This is a genomic window from Thalassotalea euphylliae (assembly GCF_003390375.1).
In the GTDB taxonomy this organism is placed as follows: Bacteria; Pseudomonadota; Gammaproteobacteria; order Enterobacterales; family Alteromonadaceae; genus Thalassotalea_F; species Thalassotalea_F euphylliae_A.
In genome coordinates this window covers 2,371,479-2,391,328 of sequence record NZ_QUOT01000001.1, presented here as the reverse complement: position 1 = coordinate 2,391,328, position 19,850 = coordinate 2,371,479, and the positions used below count along the sequence as shown (strand labels likewise).

The window sequence follows — 19,850 nt, the reverse complement described above, 5'->3', positions numbered from 1 at the left end:
TATGTCGATTCAAGGGCATTTTATCGCGTCCACCAAAGGGCGCATTTTTGTTAGTCAGTTTGGCAATTCAAAGCGCGATGTCGCTGTGTTGTGCTTACCGTCGATCGTGGAGGAGCTGAACCTTTCTCGTGCGGTACTGGCAAAACAATGCCAAGCGTTTGCTCAGCATGGGCTCGATAGTTTTATTCTCGATTACTTTGGCACTGGCGATAGTGAAGGTGAATTCGAAGAAAGCTCCTTTAATAGTTGGTTTGGAGATGTTGTCTCGGTGGGCGAGTGGCTACAGAGCTTAGGCTACCAAAAGCTTATTGTGCTCGGTGTTAGGGTCGGTGCCTTATTACTTGGTGTGAATCAACAAAAGTTACACGCCCAGCTACCAATTCTAGGTCAAATTTTTTGGAAACCTATTACCAGTGGTAAGGTTTTCGCCAGCCAATTAATACGGATAAAACAAGCCAACCAGATGATGAGTAACCACTCAGAAAAAGTGAACTGGCGTAATGAAATACTCGCAGGTAATGATACTGAAATTGCTGGGTACGTAATCACAAAAAATTTTATTGAAGAAATTGAAGCTGCCGTTATCTCGGCGGCTATAGAGTGGCAAAGCCCAGTCAATTGGCTAGAGCTGGCAACACAAAAGATAACGCCTGCAACGAGAAAGTTTGTTGAGGCAAGCGACGTTATTACCGTACATACCGTGCATACCCCCGCTTTTTGGCAAGTACCAGAGGTTTTCGACTTACCAGAGCTTTCTGCACTGGGTGTCACCATAACCCATAAGTTGCTGGTTGAATACAAGTGGATAGGCGAATAATGGAATACACTTTCACTTTCTCATCCAATAATGAGCAATTGCTATCAATTGTTCACCCTAGTGCTGAAAATAGCGAAACAGGGGTACTAGTTGTTGTTGGGGGGCCTCAATATCGTGTAGGCAGTCATCGCCAGTTTGTGCAGTTAGCGCGATGTTTAGCCGACGCTGGCTATACCACCATGCGTTTTGATTACACGGGGATGGGGGATTCATCTGGTGATAAAGCTGAATTTGACAATATCGATGATGATATCGGTGCGGCAATCGATGCTTTTATGCAGCAGCAACCTGAGCTCAAGCGCGTGGTGATTTGGGGGCTTTGTGATGCGGCTTCGGCGGCGCTTATATACGCCCATCAAGATCCCAGAGTAAAAGGGCTGGTTATTTTAAATCCGTGGCTAAGAAGCGAACAAGCTATGGGTAAGACTATGCTCAGGTTTTATTATTTGCAGCGATTATTCTCAAAAAATTTTTGGCGAAAGCTAATCGCCGGTAAAGTCGATGTGACCGCCAGTGTTAAAGAGGTAAAAAGCTTTGCCGCAGATAGTATTAACACCGGAAATAAGAGCCATCAAGCAAGCTATCAAGAGCGGATGAAAAAAGGCTTACAGCAATTTAACGGTAAGTTATTACTGATCTTGAGTGGTAATGATTTGACGGCAAAAGAATTTGAGCAACAAGCATTTACCGACAAGGCTTGGCAAAAAATTGAGTCAGCCCATTGCTTTACCGAGCGTTTGACTGACTCCGATCATACCTTTTCGACAAAAAAGTGGAAACGAAAAGTAGAGCAGTTTACTCTCGAATTCCTAAGATCTATCTGATTTCTGAAATGTACTTTGTGCGATTGAGCTTGGTTGACTGAAAATGAAAAAATTAATAGCGATCTTATATGTGATTATAGCTTATGGCTCGCTTTACCCTTTTTTATTTTCTCTAGAGGAACTGTCTGCGAGTTCTTTAATATGGCTGAATATCAACATACCAAGTATTGGAGACGTACTTGGTAATTTATTACTTTTTTTACCTCTAGGGGTAGCGTATAGACTCAGTGCATTGCAACAGGGATTGCATTTATCGCAATTATACACATGGTTGAGGCCATTTGGAGTTGTGCTGTTTTTTGCTTTCATTCTGCAAGTACTTCAAATCGGAATTGCAGAGAGGGATCCCAACTTAATTGATGTATTATCTAACAGCATTGGATTCACTCTTGGCTTTATTGCAATAAATTTTTTCGATAGAGTTAAAGTCTCGTTAGAAAACCCAATAGCTATGTTGCCCATAGCTATTGTTATCGTTTATTTACTCTCACAGCTTGCCCCATTTCTACCAAGTATAGACTTTCAAGCCCTTAAGCACAGTATCAAACCCCTCTTGGTCGCACCCAGTGCATCTAATGTTTGGTTAGTTTTATTCAATACAGTCACATGGCTTGTGATGTTTAGGTTATTAAGCTTTTGGCGGCCCGTTACACTAACTTTTTTTGTAGTCGGCTATATCGGGTTGCTAGTTGCAAAAGTTGTTATCTATCAGAATAGCGTAACATGGGCGGTTATTATTGCTCCCTTAATAGGGTATTTGATCTTTCGTTTGAGAGATTGGCACGACGATCGAAATCAAAAACAGCTTTATGTGTTGTTTCTTGCATCTATCTTTTTCTCAAGTCTTATTAGCGCAGGAAAACCAATACACAATGCCTTCAGTATGTTGCCGTTTCATAGTTACCTTAGTGGCCAAGTATATGCAGGTGTCTCAACAATTCTTCTAAAAGTCTCGCTATTTTCTGCAGCAATGTGGCTATCGCTTGAACTTAAATACAGCCTGCATCGGCAAGCTTATGTGCTGGCAGGTTTAGTTTTAATAACTGAGTGTTCGCAAATATTTATTTCAGGTCGGACGTTTGATATTGGCGATGTGGTATTGGTCGGTGTTGCTTTTTTATTGGTTAGACATATTGGTGACTTGCTTGCCAGTATGCTAGGTAATGTAACCGAATATTATAATTCGCAAACACAAGATAGGGTCTCAAAAACAGCAATTTCTTGTAGCAAAGAAAAAAACACTCCTGTGTTTTTAATAAGCTTGTTGGTAGGTGGCTATATGTTGCTTTACATGGCTATTAGCCTTGTCCTGTCGTTGCCAAGCATTCCATATAACGTTAGAGAATTGTTTGAAAATAACGGTTCAGTACTAGATGTTCTACTCTTCTACGTGTTTCTCTTATGTATATTTGGTGGTGGGTATTGCTCTGCTAATACAATTAAAGAAGACTGTGAGCTAAGAGTTTCAGAATTCATTGGGACTCAGGTGAAAATTCTCCTTATTGCCTTTATTGCAATTACGCTAGCGATTTCTGAAGAAAGCCTACAAGACATAATCGGGGCCTCAGTTTACGCAAGGGATATCTTTGCAATGCGTGAAGAATCTAGCTGGCTTGCTTCCCTATTAAAAATACTTAGTCTGTCGATGACTGCTAACTTTGTGAGATATGTCGAGTACTTTGTACGCTTTTCTGCGTTAATTGGTTTTATTTATTTTCCATTGCTTTTGATTCTCTTTTGGGTGAGAAAAAAGCAGACTATAACAAATAAATTTAAAGTGACAATTGTTTCCTCAGGCGCAATAGCATTCTGCTATATCACGGTTTTTATTAATGCTTCGACTGATAACCTTACCGAACTTATCGCAAGTCCTATAGCAGTAAGTACTGCATTTATTTCGCTGTCTATATTAGCTGGATTGGCTTACTTGATCGTGTCAGTAAAGAGTAAGGCTCGGCTAATTTGGTTTCCTTTGATTATTCTGATCTCAATAGCTAGCTCATGGTACACACTTAACTATGGACTTGAGCCAGTTATTGTGAAATATGGCCAAACCTTCTCGGCTGCTGATTTTCTTCTTGGTCCAGATAGGGAGAATCAGCTTAGCCAGTCAGAGCTGGTGATACGTTGGTCAGTGTTGGTTCTAGGGCTTATCTTTGTGACATGCTTTGCATGTAGGGTAAGTAGAGCAGCATTGAACTTGAAAGGACATTTTAATACAGCTTTACTACCCAAAGAATCGTACCTCTTATACAGTGCTGCTGGTGTTTTTTGTCTGTATTTATTGTATCGAATATTTGGTGAGCCTTTTCATATTCAAACAATTAGTTCAATGCTAGATCCTCCTGCTCAAGAGGTTGTAAAAGTCCAGCTGCAGAAACTGACTAATCTAAAACATGCTCCGGGGGTTATTACACTAGATGGTAAACCGGCTAAAGATTTCCAGACAGCGTTAAAAACAGCTAGAGCTTTTAGCGAGATTAATATTGGCAGAGGTCTATACAAAGCTTCGGGTGTGGTGACAGCTAATAATGTCAAGATTACTGCCGAGCCTGGCGCAGTTATTTTTGGTTCTGCCAGTCAAGGTAAGGGAGCAATTGTTGCAAAGGGCAACAATTTGATAATTGATGGACTTGAATGTCACTCAATATCAGTTCCTTCAAATAATGGAGTTTGCGTTCGTCTTGAAGGGCGAGGTCTTACTTTAAATAATGTTTATTTTCACCATGCACAAGGTGGTTTGTTAGGCTCGCCAAAGGGAGGGGATATCGTTATCCAGAATAGTCGTTTTGAATACATGGGACATGGTAGCTTTTTTCATGGCGTATATACGATGGCTAAAACACGACTATTGATTAAGAACTCGTCTTTTTTAAATAACCAAACTGGCGGCCATGAAATAAAGTCTCGCTCTTACTACACCGAGATAATAGAGTCTGTTATTGGAAGCAGTTTAACAAGAGATAGCCGGCTCATAGACATCCCGAATGGGGGACAAGTTAGGATCGAGAATAGTGTTTTAGTCGAGGGCGCCTATAGTGAAAACCATGACCTACTAAGTTGGGGGGTTGAGGGGGTATCTCATGACGAAGGCAGTATTGTCATTAGGAACAACATATTTATTGCTGACAAGAGTTATGCTCGCTTAATAGCAATGAAGGAGGAACCTCAAAAATTAGATATCTCAGACAACATTATTGTTGGAGGTATAGAAGGAGCCCCTAAGGCCTTCAATACATTCTTTGAAGGTCGAGCTGACTTGGGAATCAAACCTGCACCGTTTATTCCGAATTTATAAAATACAAAATATCGCGTTTTGTTTGTTATGTTTCTATGTAAGAATAAGTTAAATAATAAACAAATTGTAAACAACACAAGGAAGAGAGCATGCCTAATGGTGATATTAGAATTGCAATTATTGGCTTAGGCTATGTTGGTCTGCCATTGGCGGTAGAGTTTGGCAAACAGTACCAAACTATTGGCTTTGATATTCATCAGCAACGGGTAGACGAGTTAAATGATGGTTTAGACCGCACTAATGAAGTTGAGGCTGAAGAATTAAAGCAAGCGAGCAACCTGGTATGTACGACAGATAAAACGCTGCTCAAAGGTTGTGACTTCTATATTGTTACTGTACCAACCCCTATTGATAAACATCGCCAACCGGACTTAACTCCCCTGCGAAAAGCATCAGAAATGCTTGGCAGTGTAATTGGTAAAGGTGCAACTGTTGTTTATGAATCAACAGTTTACCCTGGTGCAACTGAAGAAGATTGCATTCCAATTATCGAAGAAATTTCAGGGTTAACGCTGAACCAAGATTTCTTTGCTGGTTATTCCCCTGAGCGCATTAACCCAGGCGATAAAACACATCGCTTACCGACAATTTTAAAAGTCACTTCCGGCTCAACCCCTGAAATTGCTGACAAAGTTGATGCGCTTTATGCATCAATTATCACGGCAGGCACCTATAAAGCCTCGTCTATTAAAGTGGCTGAAGCTGCTAAAGTCATTGAGAACACGCAACGTGACGTTAATATTGCGTTAATTAACGAGCTCTCGGTGATTTTCAATAAACTTGATATTGATACGTTAGAGGTGTTGGAGGCCGCAGGCACCAAGTGGAACTTTTTACCGTTTCGCCCAGGCTTAGTCGGTGGGCACTGCATTGGCGTTGATCCTTACTACCTAACACACAAAGCACAATCAGTGGGTTACCATCCTGAAATGATCCTTGCAGGACGTCGCTTAAATGATGGCATGGCGCACTATGTGGTTTCACAGCTTGTCAAAGGTATGCTGAAAAAGCGTATTCAAGTAGAACAGGCCCATGTGTTGGTGATGGGCTTAACCTTCAAAGAGAATTGCCCAGACCTTCGCAATACCAAAGTGATAGATATTGTTGAAGAACTTAAAGAGTACAACGTGAACGTTGACGTTGTTGACCCGCTCTGTGCTTGTGAAGAAGCTCAAGAAGAATACGGTATTAAGCTTACTGCCGAGCCTAAAAAAGGTGATTATGACGCCGTGATTTTGGCGGTAGCACACGATGAATTTAAAGCGATGGGGGCTGAGCAAATTCATGCGTTAGGTAAAGCGACACATGTCTTGTATGACTTAAAGTGTGTGCTTCCCAAAGACCAAGTTGATATGCGTCTATAGAGCAGAGTGGATGAATAAGTACGAACAAATATGCCAAGAATTGAAAGCGCAGCCTAAAACTTGGTTAATTACAGGTGTTGCGGGCTTTATCGGCTCTAACCTTTTAGAAGCCTTACTAAAACTAGATCAACGAGTTGTTGGTCTTGATAACTTCGCCACCGGTTATCAAAAAAACCTGGAAGAAGTGAAACTACTCGTTTCATCGAAGCAATGGCAGGCGTTTACGTTTGTAGAAGGTGACATTCGCGATGTTAACACCTGCTCACAAGTATGCGATGGTGTTGATTATGTTTTACACCAAGCAGCTTTAGGCTCTGTGCCGCGCTCGCTGGCTGATCCAATTACCTCTAATGCTGCCAATGTTACAGGATTTTTGAATATGCTTGAGGCAGCAAAGCAAGCAAATGTTGCGAGCTTTACTTATGCCGCCAGCAGTTCTACTTATGGTGATCACCCGGCATTGCCCAAAGTTGAAGAGAACATTGGTAGCCCACTTTCCCCCTATGCGGTAACAAAATACGTTAATGAGCTTTACTCGAATGTCTACGCTAGAGCATATGACTTTAATTGTATTGGCCTACGCTATTTTAATGTGTTTGGTCGCCGACAAGATCCTGATGGCGCATATGCGGCGGTAATCCCTAAATGGACTGCTGCCATGATTAAAGGTGACACTGTGTTTATCAATGGTGATGGCGAAACCAGCCGTGACTTTTGTTATATCGACAATACCGTACAAATGAATATTCTAGCCGCCACTGCACCAGCTGAAGCGAAAAACGCGGTATACAATGTTGCGCTTGGCGATAGAACGACGCTCAACGAGCTTTATGCATCTATCAAGCATGCCTTATTAGATAATAGTGTTCAGATTGCAACAGAGCCTGAATATCGAGATTTTCGAGCGGGAGATGTTCGACACTCGCAAGCTGATGTTTCTAAAGCAAAGTCAGCACTTGGATACGATCCAAGCCATCGTATTCAACAAGGTATTCTTGAAGCTATGCCTTGGTATTTGGCACACTCAGGTTGACGAACGATAATGCGGAAGTAGTAATGAGACTTCTAAAATTCATTGGCGTAGGCGGGGTGGCAACAATTTGTCAATATTGCCTACTGATTATGTTTGTAGAATTCGCTTCTTTGGCATTATTGACGTCCACGATGTTATCTTACTGTTTAAGTACATTGTTGAACTACTGGTTAAATTACTACTTTACGTTTACCAGTAATCAAGCACACGCCAGAGTATTGCCTCGTTTTGTATTGGTTGCATTAGTCGGTTTATTAATTAATACCTCAGTTTTTGCGTTGTTTAGTCTAGTACTTAATTTTTATTATTTAGTTGCACAGGTTGCAGCCACTTTGTTTGCTCTTATTTGGAACTATGGGGCTAATAAGCTTTGGACATTCAAGAGAGTTGAGAAAGTTAAATTAAGCTAATCAGATAAGTCGTATTTAGAGATAGTGTATTAACAAAAATTAAAAAAGGATTTATTAGTCGATGACTCCAATAAATGAAATACCTAGTCTTTCAATCGTTGTTCCATGTTACAACGAAGAAGAAGTGCTACCCGAAACAATTCAGCGTATTTCAGCTACAATTGAACTGCTTATTGAAAAAAACAAATTAAATTCATCGAGTTGTGTTTTTTTTGTGGACGATGGTAGTCGAGACCATACATGGGAAATTATCGAATCTCATGCACAGTCAAACTCCTTTGTGAAAGGTTATAAATTGTCGAGGAACCGAGGGCACCAAAATGCGCTACTGGCTGGTTTACACAATGCTAAAGGAGATATACTGATTAGCATTGACGCTGATTTACAAGACGATACCAGTGCGATTGAAGCTATGGTTGATGAATATGCGAAAGGCCATGAAGTGGTCTATGGGGTGCGCTCTAAACGAGAGACAGATACTTTTTTTAAACGCTATACGGCGGAAGCTTATTACAAACTACTGGCGAAATTGGGTGTTGAATTAGTGTTTAATCATGCAGATTACCGCCTGTTAAGTCGCAAAGCACTCGAAGAATTAAAGCGTTACTCAGAAGTTAACTTATTTTTACGCGGAATCGTGCCGCAACTTGGGTTTAGTTCAACCAGTGTTGAATATGAACGACACGAACGCTTTGCTGGAGAGTCAAAATATCCGTTAAAGAAAATGCTAGCGTTTGCAGTCGAGGGAGTGACCTCTTTCTCCCATGCGCCACTGCGGTTTATAACAGGCTTGGGATTTCTTGTTTCGTTGTTCGCGTTTTTTATGATTTTTTGGGTGCTTGCAGTGAAGCTGTTTAGCGACAACGCGGTTCCAGGCTGGGCATCTATCGTAATTCCAGTGTTTTTTATTGGCGGTGTACAGCTACTCAGTTTAGGAGTGGTCGGTGAGTATATTGCCAAAATATATATGGAGACTAAATCTAGACCGTTATACACGATAGAGAAGGAAGTTTAACATGTTAGACACAGCATTTTGCCAACTGCATAGGTTGGTTTGGACGGCTATTGTGCCTCTGGCTGTGTTTAGTGTTTTTTTACTTATATTAGAGGAATTTTTAACACAACCAGCTATTGCCTATGCCGTTTCTATAGGGCTAACGACGTCAACATTAGCCTTATTTTTATATTTTGGAAAAAGAGTTCGCTGGAGTTTCAATTACACAGTGTCACCGCTATTAATAGTTGTGTTGGGATTGGCAATAAAAATAGCCGCTTTTGTTCTCTTCCCTGTCAACTTTGTTTCAGACTCCGCTACGTATGTTTCGCTTGCCAACCAACTGATATCAGAAAATAGCTATCAACATGGCAATACATATGCCTATTGGCCACCGGGCTACCCACTGTTTTTATATGTTTCTCACCTTGGCATTATTCCCGTATCTACTAGCACTATATTTATACAAAATTGTCTCATTACCTTAATTGCTAGCTACGTAATCTTTCAATTGACGCATAAATATCATTCGCGACGCGCTGCAATTGTAGCAATATCAATTTTTACGTTTTGGCCAACAGGACTTTTGGGCGCACTAGATGCCTACAAAGAACTACCCTTAATGACGCTATTATTGCTATCTGTTTATTTATACACTCAGAAAAGTGGTTTCAAGTATCACTTTATTAATGGGCTTGTTCTGGGGTTTTGCGCTTTGATTCAACCGGGCACGATTCTCTTTGTCTCTGTTTTTGTCGTTTTAAACTGGTTTAAAAAATTACACTTTACGAACCAGTTAAGCTTGTTTGTCTGCTTGCTTGCTGGAATGCTATCGGCAATTGCACCCTGGAGTTATAGAAATACACAAGTATTTGATCAGTTTGTGATGATATCGACCAATGGTGGCTCAAATATGTATCGTGCGAATAATGAAATTGCGACGGGGGGCTACATTGCTAAAGGAGCAATTGATATTTCACATTTGTCAGAATTAGAGCAAGACAAGCGAGGGAAAGAGTTGGCAATAGAATGGATAAAAAATAATCCAGTAGACTTTTTTTACTTGTCATTTATCAAAATGACCAAGTTTTTAGGAGACGATAGTACCGGTATTTATTCGATTCTTAAGCGAAGTGCTCAACAACCAATAGGTGAGATACCTTATTACGGCTTGAAATTAGGGGCTAACACATTCTGGTTATTATTGTGGCTGATAATATTTTTCTGTCGAGAAAAACTGTATAGCCTGATAACATCTGATCACTTGATTGCTACTTTAAGTTTGTCTTTTTTATATTTTTTTACAGTACACTCAGTATTCGAAAGTAATGCAAAATATCACCTGCCTGCGATACCTATGTTCTTTATTTTAGTGGCTATATTGATTGCTGAAATAGTCGAGACATTCGATAACGGGTAGATTGTATTTATACTTGCATATCCATACAGTGTGTATATACTTACAGTAATGCTGTATGGATATCAGGAGAGGACCTGTATCGCTATGAAGCCATTAACCGCACGACAATCTCAAATATTTGAGCTTATCAAAGATAAAATTGCTGATACTGGCATGCCACCAACACGAGCTGAAATTGCCGACTTCTTCGGTTTTAAATCAGCTAATGCTGCTGAAGAGCACTTAAAAGCACTGGCAAAAAAAGGCTACATTGAAATGCTGCCAGGTACTTCACGTGGTATCCGTCTAGCTGATGCATTTGTTGAAGAATCTGGTTTACCGTTAATTGGTCAAGTTGCAGCTGGTGAGCCAATATTGGCGCAAGAGCACGTGGAAGACCGTTATCAAATTGATGGCAATTTATTCCAACCTGCTGCAGATTACTTACTGCGTGTTAACGGCGAGAGTATGAAAGACATCGGTATTATGGACGGTGATTTATTGGCTGTGCATCAAACAACTGATGTTCACAATGGCCAAGTTATTGTCGCGCGGGTAGAAGATGATGTTACTGTGAAGCGCTTTAAACGCGAGGGTAATGTGGTTTATCTGCATGCAGAGAATGAAGAATTCGCGCCAATAGAAGTTGATCTAACCAGCCAGCACTTTAACGTTGAAGGTATTGCTGTTGGTGTTATTCGAAATGCAGACTGGATGTAAGATAAAGCATTTCTTTTCAAGGTCTATTTTTTATCATTAGCTAGACGAATAGACTAATATCGATGATATTGTAGCTTAGTTACCTGACCTATATTTTTCTAATTAAGCCAGCGAATTTCGTTGGCTTTTTTATGTCCAAAAAACCTATCACTACTAAACTTTCTAGTTGACTGTATCCCCTCCCAAGCGCTTGATAGCACATAATTTAATCGACGCGATGTTCTTTTATTAGAGTTCATACTCTACTGATAAATAAGGAAAAAATAATAATAATTGATCATAAATCACTAGATCTTGATTAAAAATTGAGTAATTCTAGGTTGTAAAGTGCGCAAGCAATAATGACGAATAAAACATAAGAATAAGTGATGTGCGCACAACAACTACATTACAACATACATCACAACACGATCTGCAAAGTAAGCCCACGTCGAAAGTTTTACTATCGACGGCTTTGATGTCTTTGTTATTCAACAGGGTAGAGGAGATGTCGAGTGAAAAGACGTAACCTAGGTTGGCTGTTTTTTGGGAGCATTTTTAGTAGTACGTTGTTTTCCAGCACAGCTTGGGCGGAGATGGAGCTGAACTTAACCAAAGGGGTTACCGCAATCAGCAATGAGGTTTATGACCTTCATATGTTGGTACTGTGGATATGCACCGTTATTGGTATTTTAGTGTTCGGCGCAATGTTTTGGTCGATGGTATTCCATCGCAAATCAAAAGGCGTTAAGCCTGCAACTTTCCATGAAAGTACCAAGGTAGAAATACTTTGGACTGCTATTCCCATTGTTATTCTCATCGCGATGGCAGTGCCTGCCACTAGCACATTGATTGAGATGGAAGATAATGATAATTCAGATATTACCATTTTAGTTACAGGCTCTCAGTGGAAGTGGCATTACAAATATTTTGACCAAGGTATTGAGTTCTATTCGGTGCTTTCGACACCGAGAGAACAATTTGATAATCGCGATGGCAGTGGTCAAACAAAAGGTGAAAACTACCTATTGGAAGTAGACAAACCATTAGTTATTCCCACTAATAAAAAAGTCCGATTCTTAATTACTTCTGACGATGTTATTCATTCTTGGTGGGTACCTGCTTTCGCAGTTAAGCAAGATGCCAACCCTGGTTTTATCAATGAAGCGTGGACTAGAGTAGACGAGCCTGGTGTCTATCGAGGCCAATGTGCCGAGCTTTGCGGCAAAGATCATGGGTATATGCCAATCGTTGTCGAAGTTAAATCTGAGGCAGATTATGCCACTTGGGTGAGTGAGCAAAAACAATTGATTGCTGATGCCAAGGCCGCGGAAGCTGCCTCGCTCAATGCCAATGTCTCGATGGATGAGTTAATGCAGCTCGGTGAAACCACATATACCGCCTACTGCGCCGCTTGTCACCAGCCAACAGGCTTAGGCTTACCGCCAGCATTCCCCGCACTTAAAGGCAGTGTTGTCGCAACCGACCCGAATCAAATCGAACAGCATATTGCGATTATCCTCAATGGTAAAAACGCCATGCCAGCCTTTGGCAAACAACTGTCGTTAAAAGAAGTTGCATCGGTCGTGACCTACGAGCGCAATGCTTGGGGTAACAATACAGGTGAGAGTGTTCAAGCGAGCGACGTTAATGCATTAGCTGGCGGCGCAAGCGCTGCGGCAGCTGTCGAGCAAACAGCAGAGGCTATGCCCCCAATGGTAGATTCTGCCACCAGCGAATTAGAAAACCCACAACCCACAACTGAAGATTTAAGCAAAACCTACACACGTGATGAATTAATGGTGCAGGGTGAGGCGGTTTACATGAAAGCCTGTGTTGCTTGTCATCAGCCAACAGGTGCTGGCTTACCACCAGCTTTCCCGTCATTGATTGGCAGCCCAATGATCTTGGGAGATGTTACTGCGCATATCGATATTGTGTACAACGGTAGTAAGAAAAACCCCGCTATGCAGGCATTTAGCGGTCAGCTCACGAAAACAGAAATCGCCGCTGTGGTGACCTACGAGCGCAATGCTTGGGGCAACAACACGGGCGATGTCGTGCAACCTGCAGACGTTGATGCTGTAAGTGCTAAATAGTCTTATAGCTAGGGAGGAAAGATTATGACAACTGATGTAATTCATGATGATCACCACCACGGCGACCATCACGATCACAAGATGACAGGTATTAAGCGCTGGCTATATACCACTAACCACAAAGACATAGGCACGCTCTATTTGTGGTTCTCATTTATTATGTTTTTAACTGGCGGCGCTATGGCTATGGTGATTCGCGCCGAGTTATTCCAGCCAGGCTTACAAATTGTAGAGCCAGACTTTTTTAACCAAATGACCACTGTGCATGGTTTGATCATGGTGTTTGGCGCCATCATGCCGGCCTTTACGGGCTTGGCAAACTGGATGATTCCGATGATGATAGGTGCCCCTGATATGGCACTTCCACGTTTGAACAACTGGAGCTTTTGGATATTGCCATTTGCATTCAGTATTTTACTGGCATCCTTCTTTATTGGCGGCGGAGCACCTAACTTCGGTTGGACCTTCTACGCACCGCTATCCACCACTTATAGCAATGGCAGCACGGCGTTCTTCGTGTTTGCTGTCCACATTATGGGGATATCCTCCATCATGGGGGCGATTAATATTGTCGTTACCATCATGAATATGCGTGCGCCAGGCATGACTTACATGAAGATGCCGCTGTTTGTTTGGACCTTTTTTATTACTGCTTACTTGCTTGTTGCGGTAATGCCAGTATTAGCGGGCGTTGTCACTATGGTGTTAACTGACACCTATTTTGGCACAAGCTTTTTCGATGCTGCCGGTGGTGGTGACCCTGTAATGTTCCAGCATATTTTCTGGTTCTTTGGTCACCCTGAAGTTTACATTATGATCTTGCCAGCTTTTGGTATTGTCTCAACCACCATTCCAGCCTTTTCTCGCAAGCCGCTCTTTGGTTATAGCTCCATGGTATACGCTACCGCTTCTATCGCGTTCTTATCGTTTATTGTTTGGGCGCACCATATGTTCACAACGGGCATGCCACTCTTTGGTGAGCTTTTCTTTATGTACTGTACGATGCTAATTGCGGTGCCAACTGGGGTTAAAGTCTTTAACTGGGTAGCAACCATGTGGCGCGGCGCAATGACTTTCGAAACCCCCATGTTGTTCTCTATCGCGTTTGTCATTTTATTTACTATTGGTGGATTCTCTGGGCTGATGTTGGCAATGACACCAGTTGATTTCCAATATCATGACACCTATTTCGTGGTTGCTCACTTCCATTACGTGCTAGTGACTGGCTCGTTATTCTCAATTTTTGCTGCCGCTTACTATTGGTTGCCGAAATGGACGGGGAATATGTACAACGACGCACTAAGTAAATGGCATTTCTGGTGTTCACTGATTTCCGTAAACCTACTGTTTTTCCCTATGCACTTCTTGGGATTAGCCGGTATGCCGCGCCGCATTCCAGATTACGCGCTGCAATTTGCTGACTTTAATAAGTGGGTCAGTATTGGTGGCTTTGCGTTTGGTTTGTCGCAGCTAATTTTCTTGGCTGTGGTTATCAAGTGTATTCGCGGCGGTGAAAAAGCCGAAGCAAAACCTTGGGACGGTGCTGAAGGGCTTGAGTGGACAGTGCCTTCGCCTGCGCCATACCACACTTTTGAAAAGCCGCCGAAAATAGATTAGCAGGAGTCGGTCATGACAAACGCATCACAGCAAAATATTCAAAAAACTGCGAAAAAACTCGTCTTAGTTGTATTCGCCATGTTTGGTTTTGGATTTGCCATGGTGCCTTTGTATGACGTGTTTTGTGAAATCACCGGACTGAACGGCAAAACTGCTGATACTGCGGCACAGGTTAACGACAAAGGTGTTGACGAGAGCCGACTGGTAACCGTTCAGTTTATTAGCCATCTTGCCAAAGGAATACCTTGGCAATTTGAGCCAATGGTGCGCGAGATTCAAGTGCATCCCGGTGAGTTGAAATTAGTGAAATTCTACGCTAAAAACGAATCACACAGTCCTATTATTGGTCAGGCAGTACCTTCGGTATCGCCTGGTCAAGCGGCACTTTATTTTCAGAAAATAGAGTGCTTTTGCTTTAATCATCAACCGTTACAAGCAAGTGAAGATGTCGAAATGGCGTTGCAGTTTTATGTTGATCCCGAATTACCAGACGATATTTCAACATTGACCTTGTCTTACACTTTATATGATGTGACAGCAAATGCTGATTCATAAGCGTTAGCCGTACCTGCACCCGATTAATTGCGAAGTGCAGGCGAGTACGACAGGAAAGATTACGGGGAATAGCGATGACAACAAAAGAATATCAAACTTATTACGTACCCGCGCAAAGCCATTGGCCAATCGTTGGTGCAATCGCCTTATTTTTGATTGCCATAGGTGCTGGGCAATATGTATCGACACTGGCAAGTGGTGAGTCTAGTTGGGGAGGCTGGGTCTTGCTTGCAGGTATAGCTACCTGTATTTACATGGTCTATGGCTGGTTTAGTAATGTGATTGACGAGTCGATGTCGGGTTTATACAGCAACCAACTCGACAACTCGTTTAAACAAGGTATGAGCTGGTTTATTTTTTCCGAAGTGATGTTCTTTGCGGCATTTTTCGGTGCATTGTTTTATGCGCGCATGTTTGCTGTGCCTTGGTTAGACGGAGCAGGCAATAATGCCATGACAGGGGAAGTGCTATGGCCTGAGTTTACCGCTTCTTGGCCATTACTTAAAACGCCAGATGGGACAGAAACGACGGCCATGGGCTGGTATGGCTTGCCACTGATTAACACCATGATTCTGCTAACGTCGTCGGTCACTGCACACTTTGCCCATGTCGCATTAGAACAAGACAAACGCAAACAACTGAAAGTGTGGCTGGGTCTGACAATTCTATTAGGTTTGATTTTCTTATTCCTGCAAGTAGAGGAGTATGCGCACGCCTATTCAGATGAAATGAAGTTGTACTTAGACAGCGGTATTTATGGCAACACCTTCTTTATGTTAACTGGCTTTCACGGCCTGCACGTAACGCTTGGCACTATCATGTTGATTGTCGTGTTCTTGCGTATATTGAAAGGTCACTTTAGCCCGAAAAATCACTTTGCTTTCCAAGCAGCGAGTTGGTATTGGCACTTTGTTGATGTGGTGTGGGTATTGCTGTTTTTCTTTGTTTATATTTTGTAAGCATAGGTCGAGCGGTGAGCCTTGTCTCACCCTTGCTTTGCCCTGGTTCACATCGGGCGGGGGTTGGGCGTGATTACCCCAGTTAAAATACCTAGTAATAACAGCAGTACGATGACAACAGATGTTAGTACGCGCCGACCAATAAATTTAGACATCGGTGGGCCATTGGGATCTTGTTTGTTCATGATCATTAGCGCTCGGAATAAGTTGTAAACCATCCAAGTGAGTAAACTAATAATGAGTATTTTGAACAGCATCATGGCTCCAAATATAGTAGCTCCGAATGAGAGTGGCTCCGAAATAAAGGCTTCGAAAAATACGGTCAAAGAGGGTGAGGTTCATTGAGCATTAACAACGCAGTTAGCGCCAAAATTTCACCACTTTGGGTACTGGTTACCTTGCTGGTTTTTTCGGCATTAATCAAGTTGGGTCTGTGGCAAAGCGAACGAGCAGAGCAAAAAGAGCAGCGAATACTGCGTATGGAGCAATTGATGGGGGTAGAGCCTAAGCCACTGCATCAGGTACTCAACAGTATTAACACACTAAATGCTGAGAGCTTGAGTGATCCAGCGTTAGAAGAAACTCGCAATGAAATGCTTAACGATCAGCCAGTAGTGCTAAATGGCGTGTTTAATGACGAAGTTTTATTGCTCTTGGATAACCAAACGCTAAATGGTCAATTGGGCTATCGCGTTTATCAGGTTTTTTATCACCAGCAGCAGTTACCAGTGTTAGTTAATTTAGGTTGGGTTAGCGGTAGTCGTAATCGCAGTGAATTGCCTATTGTCGAGCCGATAACAGGCCACCATCAAATAACGGGCAATATTCGCGTTATCGAGCCCAATATTGTGCTGGCTGAGCAAGAATATGATCAGTTAGCTATGCCGATGCGAGTGCAACAAATAGAAGTAGATAAACTGTCAGACGTGTTAGGTGTGCAATTGCAACCATTCGCCATTTATTTGGATAGCAATGAAGTAATTGGTTATCAAAAAACTTGGCGGCCAATTGTTATGCCGCCGTCGAAACATCGCGGGTACGCATTTCAGTGGTTTAGCTTAGCCGCAGCTTGGTTGATTTTGATGATTTGGGCTGCGATTAAAAATAATAAGAAGGTGGTATCAGATGCAGACTGATGTACAAAACAGACCCGAAAAAAATTCTCAAGCCGATATTCATTCTAAAGCCAATACAAACGCTAAAGTGAGCGCCAGCGAAGTGGCTCGAGCCGGCAAAAAGGGTAATGGGCGTAAGCACTTTGTGATGGTATGTATTGCATTTATATTGCCTGTCATTTTGGCGAAGATGGCACTGGAACAACAATGGTTTAATTATGGGGTGACAAATCAAGGACAACTGCTCGCTGAGCCGGTTTCGCTTTCGCAACTTTCCCTAACAGACATTCAAACTGATAAGCATTGGCTACTTGTTTTTAACTCACCAGCGCCTTGTGAAAAAGCCTGCCAGCAATCAATGAATGCTTTATCGAATACGTATTTAGCACTGGGTAAAGAAATGCCGCGTGTGCAGCCAGTGTTGCTTAACTATACCAAGCATGCCAACCAGACCGAGACTGATACCACGTTCCATATCACAACTGCTACTGACACGGAAAGTGTCGGCAAAGCTCAATCTGATATTGATGTATCACGCTGGCAAAAATTCAACGTGCCTGAGCTTTCTCATCCAGAATTACAACGCGGCAAAGTGTTTATTGTTGATCCCTTGGGAAATGTTGTGATGACACATCAACCGCCGCAAACTGCAGATGCCTTGCCAGCGTTTGGTAAAGCGATTGTGGCGGATATGAAAAAACTATTGAAGTATTCAAGGATAGGTTAACTATGTTCGAAGTAAGGCGTTTAGTTTTTGTCAGCATTCTTTTGGCACTTGTGGTTGTTAGTTTAGGTGCATACACCCGCTTAACTCATGCTGGGTTGGGGTGTCCTGATTGGCCCGGCTGCTATGGGTTAATTGACGTGCCACAAACTCAGGAACAAATAGCAAAAGCAGAAGCGGCGTTTCCAGAACGACCAGTTGAAATACAAAAAGCATGGAATGAAATGATTCATCGTTACTTCGCGGGCGCGTTGGGGCTTTTAATATTGTGGATCGCTATTGTTTCAGTCAAAAGACGCAAGCAGGGAACCCCCGTATTTCTGCCGTTATTGATATTAGCCATAGTGACTTTTCAGGCCTTGCTTGGGATGTGGACGGTTACCATGAAATTGATGCCTGTCGTGGTGATGGCGCATCTATTAGGTGGTTTTACAACACTATGCTTGCTGTTTTTACTGTATTTGCGACTCAGTAATTATCGAATTCCAGGGGGGGATTGGTCGATAAAAAAATATGCTCGATTTGGGCTCTTAGGGGTAGTACTGCTGACTGCGCAAATAGCGCTTGGCGGTTGGACATCATCAAACTATGCCGCACTGCACTGCACTGAGTTACCGATTTGCCAAACAGGCTGGCTTGAGCAACTTACTTTTGAAAATTCGTTTGACTTGATCCCTCCTGAAAAAGACACCTATGAATTTGGTCATTTAGATCATGATGAGCGCATTACAATCCATGTCATGCATCGCATTGGCGCGATTGTAACCTTTTTATATCTTGGCTGGTTAGCCTTAGTGGTTAGGCGCAAAGCACAAAGTTCTTTCTTTCAAACCGTGCCACTTGTGCTCTTGTTTATCTTGTTTATTCAAGTGGCATTAGGGGTAAGTAATGTAGTGATGTCACTGCCGCTTGGCATCGCAGTGAGCCACAATGTTGTCGCTGCATGTTTGATGATGGCATTGATCACTTTAACTTACAGCTTACAACGAAAAACCTAGGAGGCGAACATGGCAAAAGCTGCTTTAATCAATTCTCCAGCCAGTGTTGTTGATGTAACACAGCGTACCTCTTGGCGTGACTATTACGAAATCACTAAGCCCAGAGTAGTTGCTTTGTTGGTGCTAACCGCATTGGTTGGTATGTGCTTGTCGGTGCCGGGTGTCGTACCTTGGCAATTGTTGATCCCTGCAATGTTAGGGATTGGTTTTTTATCGTCAGCGGCAGCTGCGATTAATCATATTGTCGATCAACGCATTGATAAAGAAATGGCAAGGACGCATAACCGCCCGCTGGTCAATGGCCGATTGAGTCAACGCAATGCTATTGGCTTTGCTGCCATGCTGGCACTCGCAGGTTTTGTTATGCTTTATGGCTTGGTTAACCCACTAACCGCTTGGTTAACCCTATCGGGATTAGTCGGTTATGGCTTTATTTATACCTTGTATTTAAAACGTGCGACACCTCAAAATATCACCATAGGTGGCTTGGCTGGCGCAATACCTCCGTTATTGGGATGGACAGCAATGACCAATGAAATTCACGGTCATGCCTTGCTGCTTGTGTTGATTATTTTTACATGGACGCCACCCCATTTTTGGGCACTCGCCATTCATCGCCGCGATGACTATGCCAAGGTCAACATTCCAATGTTGCCCGTTACGCATGGCATAGAATTTACCAAAACGCAGATCTTACTTTATACCATCTTATTGTTTGTTGTGGGCTTACTACCCTATTTAGTTGGTATGAGTAATTGGCTGTATTTAGTCGGCAGTGTGGTACTTAATTTAATCTTCTTTGCTTACGCTTGGCAATTAAAATTTAACCCCAAAGAAAATACTGCGATGGCAACATTCAAGTTTTCTATCATTCACCTGATGTTATTGTTTATTATATTGCTACTAGATCATTATTTATTGCCTGTTTCGTTTAGCTAGCTACTG

At 42.3% G+C, this 19,850-nt stretch carries 18 protein-coding genes; 17 read left to right on the top strand and 1 reads right to left on the bottom strand.

Annotated elements, in window-relative coordinates:
- The first annotated feature begins 1 nt into the window (after position 1).
- The 13 genes from DXX94_RS10610 (at position 2) to DXX94_RS10550 (ending at position 16,068) form a co-directional block, all read left to right on the top strand.
- A complete protein-coding gene (locus DXX94_RS10610; RefSeq protein ID WP_116015727.1) occupies positions 2-817 on the top strand; it encodes a hypothetical protein in 816 nt (271 codons plus the stop codon).
- Positions 817-1,641, top strand: coding sequence for a hydrolase 1, exosortase A system-associated (locus DXX94_RS10605; protein WP_116015725.1), 825 nt, complete (start codon positions 817-819; stop codon positions 1,639-1,641). The genes DXX94_RS10610 and DXX94_RS10605 overlap by 1 nt, the downstream gene beginning before the upstream one ends.
- Positions 1,642-1,684: 43 nt before the next feature.
- Entirely contained in the window at positions 1,685-4,939 is a 3,255-nt protein-coding gene (locus DXX94_RS10600; protein WP_116015723.1) for a right-handed parallel beta-helix repeat-containing protein, read from the top strand.
- 89 nt (positions 4,940-5,028) lie between these two features.
- Positions 5,029-6,303: a Vi polysaccharide biosynthesis UDP-N-acetylglucosamine C-6 dehydrogenase TviB gene (tviB, locus tag DXX94_RS10595; RefSeq protein WP_116015721.1), complete on the top strand. Its 1,275-nt coding sequence runs from the start codon at positions 5,029-5,031 to the stop codon at positions 6,301-6,303.
- 10 nt (positions 6,304-6,313) lie between these two features.
- A complete protein-coding gene (locus DXX94_RS10590) occupies positions 6,314-7,336 on the top strand; it encodes an NAD-dependent epimerase/dehydratase family protein (protein ID WP_116015719.1) in 1,023 nt (340 codons plus the stop codon).
- 23 nt (positions 7,337-7,359) lie between these two features.
- Positions 7,360-7,746, top strand: a complete 387-nt coding sequence (locus DXX94_RS19730) for a GtrA family protein (RefSeq protein WP_116015717.1) — start codon at positions 7,360-7,362, stop codon at positions 7,744-7,746.
- A 61-nt stretch (positions 7,747-7,807) separates the two neighbouring features.
- A complete protein-coding gene (locus DXX94_RS10580) occupies positions 7,808-8,761 on the top strand; it encodes a glycosyltransferase family 2 protein (protein ID WP_116015715.1) in 954 nt (317 codons plus the stop codon).
- Position 8,762: 1 nt separating this feature from the next.
- The gene (locus DXX94_RS10575; RefSeq protein WP_116015713.1) at positions 8,763-10,160 is read left to right on the top strand and encodes a hypothetical protein; all 1,398 of its coding nucleotides are present in this window, start codon (positions 8,763-8,765) and stop codon (positions 10,158-10,160) included.
- Positions 10,161-10,244: 84 nt separating this feature from the next.
- Positions 10,245-10,859, top strand: coding sequence for a transcriptional repressor LexA (lexA, locus tag DXX94_RS10570; RefSeq protein ID WP_115998681.1), 615 nt, complete (start codon positions 10,245-10,247; stop codon positions 10,857-10,859).
- A 575-nt stretch (positions 10,860-11,434) separates the two neighbouring features.
- The gene (gene coxB / locus DXX94_RS10565; RefSeq protein ID WP_116015711.1) at positions 11,435-12,937 is read left to right on the top strand and encodes a cytochrome c oxidase subunit II; all 1,503 of its coding nucleotides are present in this window, start codon (positions 11,435-11,437) and stop codon (positions 12,935-12,937) included.
- A gap of 24 nt (positions 12,938-12,961) precedes the next feature.
- The gene (ctaD, locus tag DXX94_RS10560; protein WP_115998683.1) at positions 12,962-14,554 is read left to right on the top strand and encodes a cytochrome c oxidase subunit I; all 1,593 of its coding nucleotides are present in this window, start codon (positions 12,962-12,964) and stop codon (positions 14,552-14,554) included.
- A 12-nt stretch (positions 14,555-14,566) separates the two neighbouring features.
- Positions 14,567-15,109, top strand: coding sequence for a cytochrome c oxidase assembly protein (locus DXX94_RS10555; RefSeq protein ID WP_116015709.1), 543 nt, complete (start codon positions 14,567-14,569; stop codon positions 15,107-15,109).
- A gap of 74 nt (positions 15,110-15,183) precedes the next feature.
- Positions 15,184-16,068, top strand: a complete 885-nt coding sequence (locus DXX94_RS10550; protein ID WP_115998685.1) for a cytochrome c oxidase subunit 3 — start codon at positions 15,184-15,186, stop codon at positions 16,066-16,068.
- A 47-nt stretch (positions 16,069-16,115) separates the two neighbouring features.
- Here the strand turns inward: DXX94_RS10550 and DXX94_RS10545 are convergent, their stop codons facing one another.
- Positions 16,116-16,325 carry a DUF2909 domain-containing protein gene (locus DXX94_RS10545; protein ID WP_116018455.1) on the bottom strand — a complete coding sequence of 70 codons (210 nt, stop codon included), beginning with the start codon at positions 16,323-16,325 and terminating at the stop codon, positions 16,116-16,118.
- An 84-nt stretch (positions 16,326-16,409) separates the two neighbouring features.
- Here DXX94_RS10545 and DXX94_RS10540 point away from each other — a divergent pair, with 84 nt between their 5' ends.
- From DXX94_RS10540 to cyoE, 4 genes are read left to right on the top strand one after another with little or no spacing between them, the layout of a single operon-like run.
- Positions 16,410-17,204 carry an SURF1 family protein gene (locus tag DXX94_RS10540; RefSeq protein ID WP_116015707.1) on the top strand — a complete coding sequence of 265 codons (795 nt, stop codon included), beginning with the start codon at positions 16,410-16,412 and terminating at the stop codon, positions 17,202-17,204.
- On the top strand, positions 17,194-17,910 hold the full coding sequence (locus tag DXX94_RS10535) for a hypothetical protein (protein WP_116015705.1): 717 nt from the start codon (positions 17,194-17,196) through the stop codon (positions 17,908-17,910). Before DXX94_RS10540 ends, DXX94_RS10535 begins: the two co-directional genes overlap by 11 nt.
- Positions 17,911-17,912: 2 nt before the next feature.
- Positions 17,913-18,905 (top strand): COX15/CtaA family protein, encoded by a 993-nt coding sequence (locus DXX94_RS10530; protein ID WP_115998688.1) that lies wholly within the window; start codon positions 17,913-17,915, stop codon positions 18,903-18,905.
- A gap of 9 nt (positions 18,906-18,914) precedes the next feature.
- Positions 18,915-19,844 (top strand): heme o synthase, encoded by a 930-nt coding sequence (gene cyoE / locus DXX94_RS10525; RefSeq protein ID WP_116015703.1) that lies wholly within the window; start codon positions 18,915-18,917, stop codon positions 19,842-19,844.
- The last annotated feature ends 6 nt before the right edge of the window (positions 19,845-19,850 follow it).

Bases quoted from the DNA above. Each gene is read 5' to 3' on its own strand.
- DXX94_RS10610 (WP_116015727.1), top strand. From the start codon at position 2: ATGTCGATTCAAGGGCATTTTATCGCGTCCACCAAAGGGCGCATTTTT.
- DXX94_RS10605 (WP_116015725.1), top strand. From the start codon at position 817: ATGGAATACACTTTCACTTTCTCATCCAATAATGAGCAATTGCTATCA.
- DXX94_RS10600 (WP_116015723.1), top strand. From the start codon at position 1,685: ATGAAAAAATTAATAGCGATCTTATATGTGATTATAGCTTATGGCTCG.
- tviB (WP_116015721.1), top strand. From the start codon at position 5,029: ATGCCTAATGGTGATATTAGAATTGCAATTATTGGCTTAGGCTATGTT.
- DXX94_RS10590 (WP_116015719.1), top strand. From the start codon at position 6,314: ATGAATAAGTACGAACAAATATGCCAAGAATTGAAAGCGCAGCCTAAA.
- DXX94_RS19730 (WP_116015717.1), top strand. From the start codon at position 7,360: ATGAGACTTCTAAAATTCATTGGCGTAGGCGGGGTGGCAACAATTTGT.
- DXX94_RS10580 (WP_116015715.1), top strand. From the start codon at position 7,808: ATGACTCCAATAAATGAAATACCTAGTCTTTCAATCGTTGTTCCATGT.
- DXX94_RS10575 (WP_116015713.1), top strand. From the start codon at position 8,763: ATGTTAGACACAGCATTTTGCCAACTGCATAGGTTGGTTTGGACGGCT.
- lexA (WP_115998681.1), top strand. From the start codon at position 10,245: ATGAAGCCATTAACCGCACGACAATCTCAAATATTTGAGCTTATCAAA.
- coxB (WP_116015711.1), top strand. From the start codon at position 11,435: ATGGAGCTGAACTTAACCAAAGGGGTTACCGCAATCAGCAATGAGGTT.
- ctaD (WP_115998683.1), top strand. From the start codon at position 12,962: ATGACAACTGATGTAATTCATGATGATCACCACCACGGCGACCATCAC.
- DXX94_RS10555 (WP_116015709.1), top strand. From the start codon at position 14,567: ATGACAAACGCATCACAGCAAAATATTCAAAAAACTGCGAAAAAACTC.
- DXX94_RS10550 (WP_115998685.1), top strand. From the start codon at position 15,184: ATGACAACAAAAGAATATCAAACTTATTACGTACCCGCGCAAAGCCAT.
- DXX94_RS10545 (WP_116018455.1), bottom strand. From the start codon at position 16,325: ATGCTGTTCAAAATACTCATTATTAGTTTACTCACTTGGATGGTTTAC.
- DXX94_RS10535 (WP_116015705.1), top strand. From the start codon at position 17,194: ATGCAGACTGATGTACAAAACAGACCCGAAAAAAATTCTCAAGCCGAT.
- DXX94_RS10530 (WP_115998688.1), top strand. From the start codon at position 17,913: ATGTTCGAAGTAAGGCGTTTAGTTTTTGTCAGCATTCTTTTGGCACTT.
- cyoE (WP_116015703.1), top strand. From the start codon at position 18,915: ATGGCAAAAGCTGCTTTAATCAATTCTCCAGCCAGTGTTGTTGATGTA.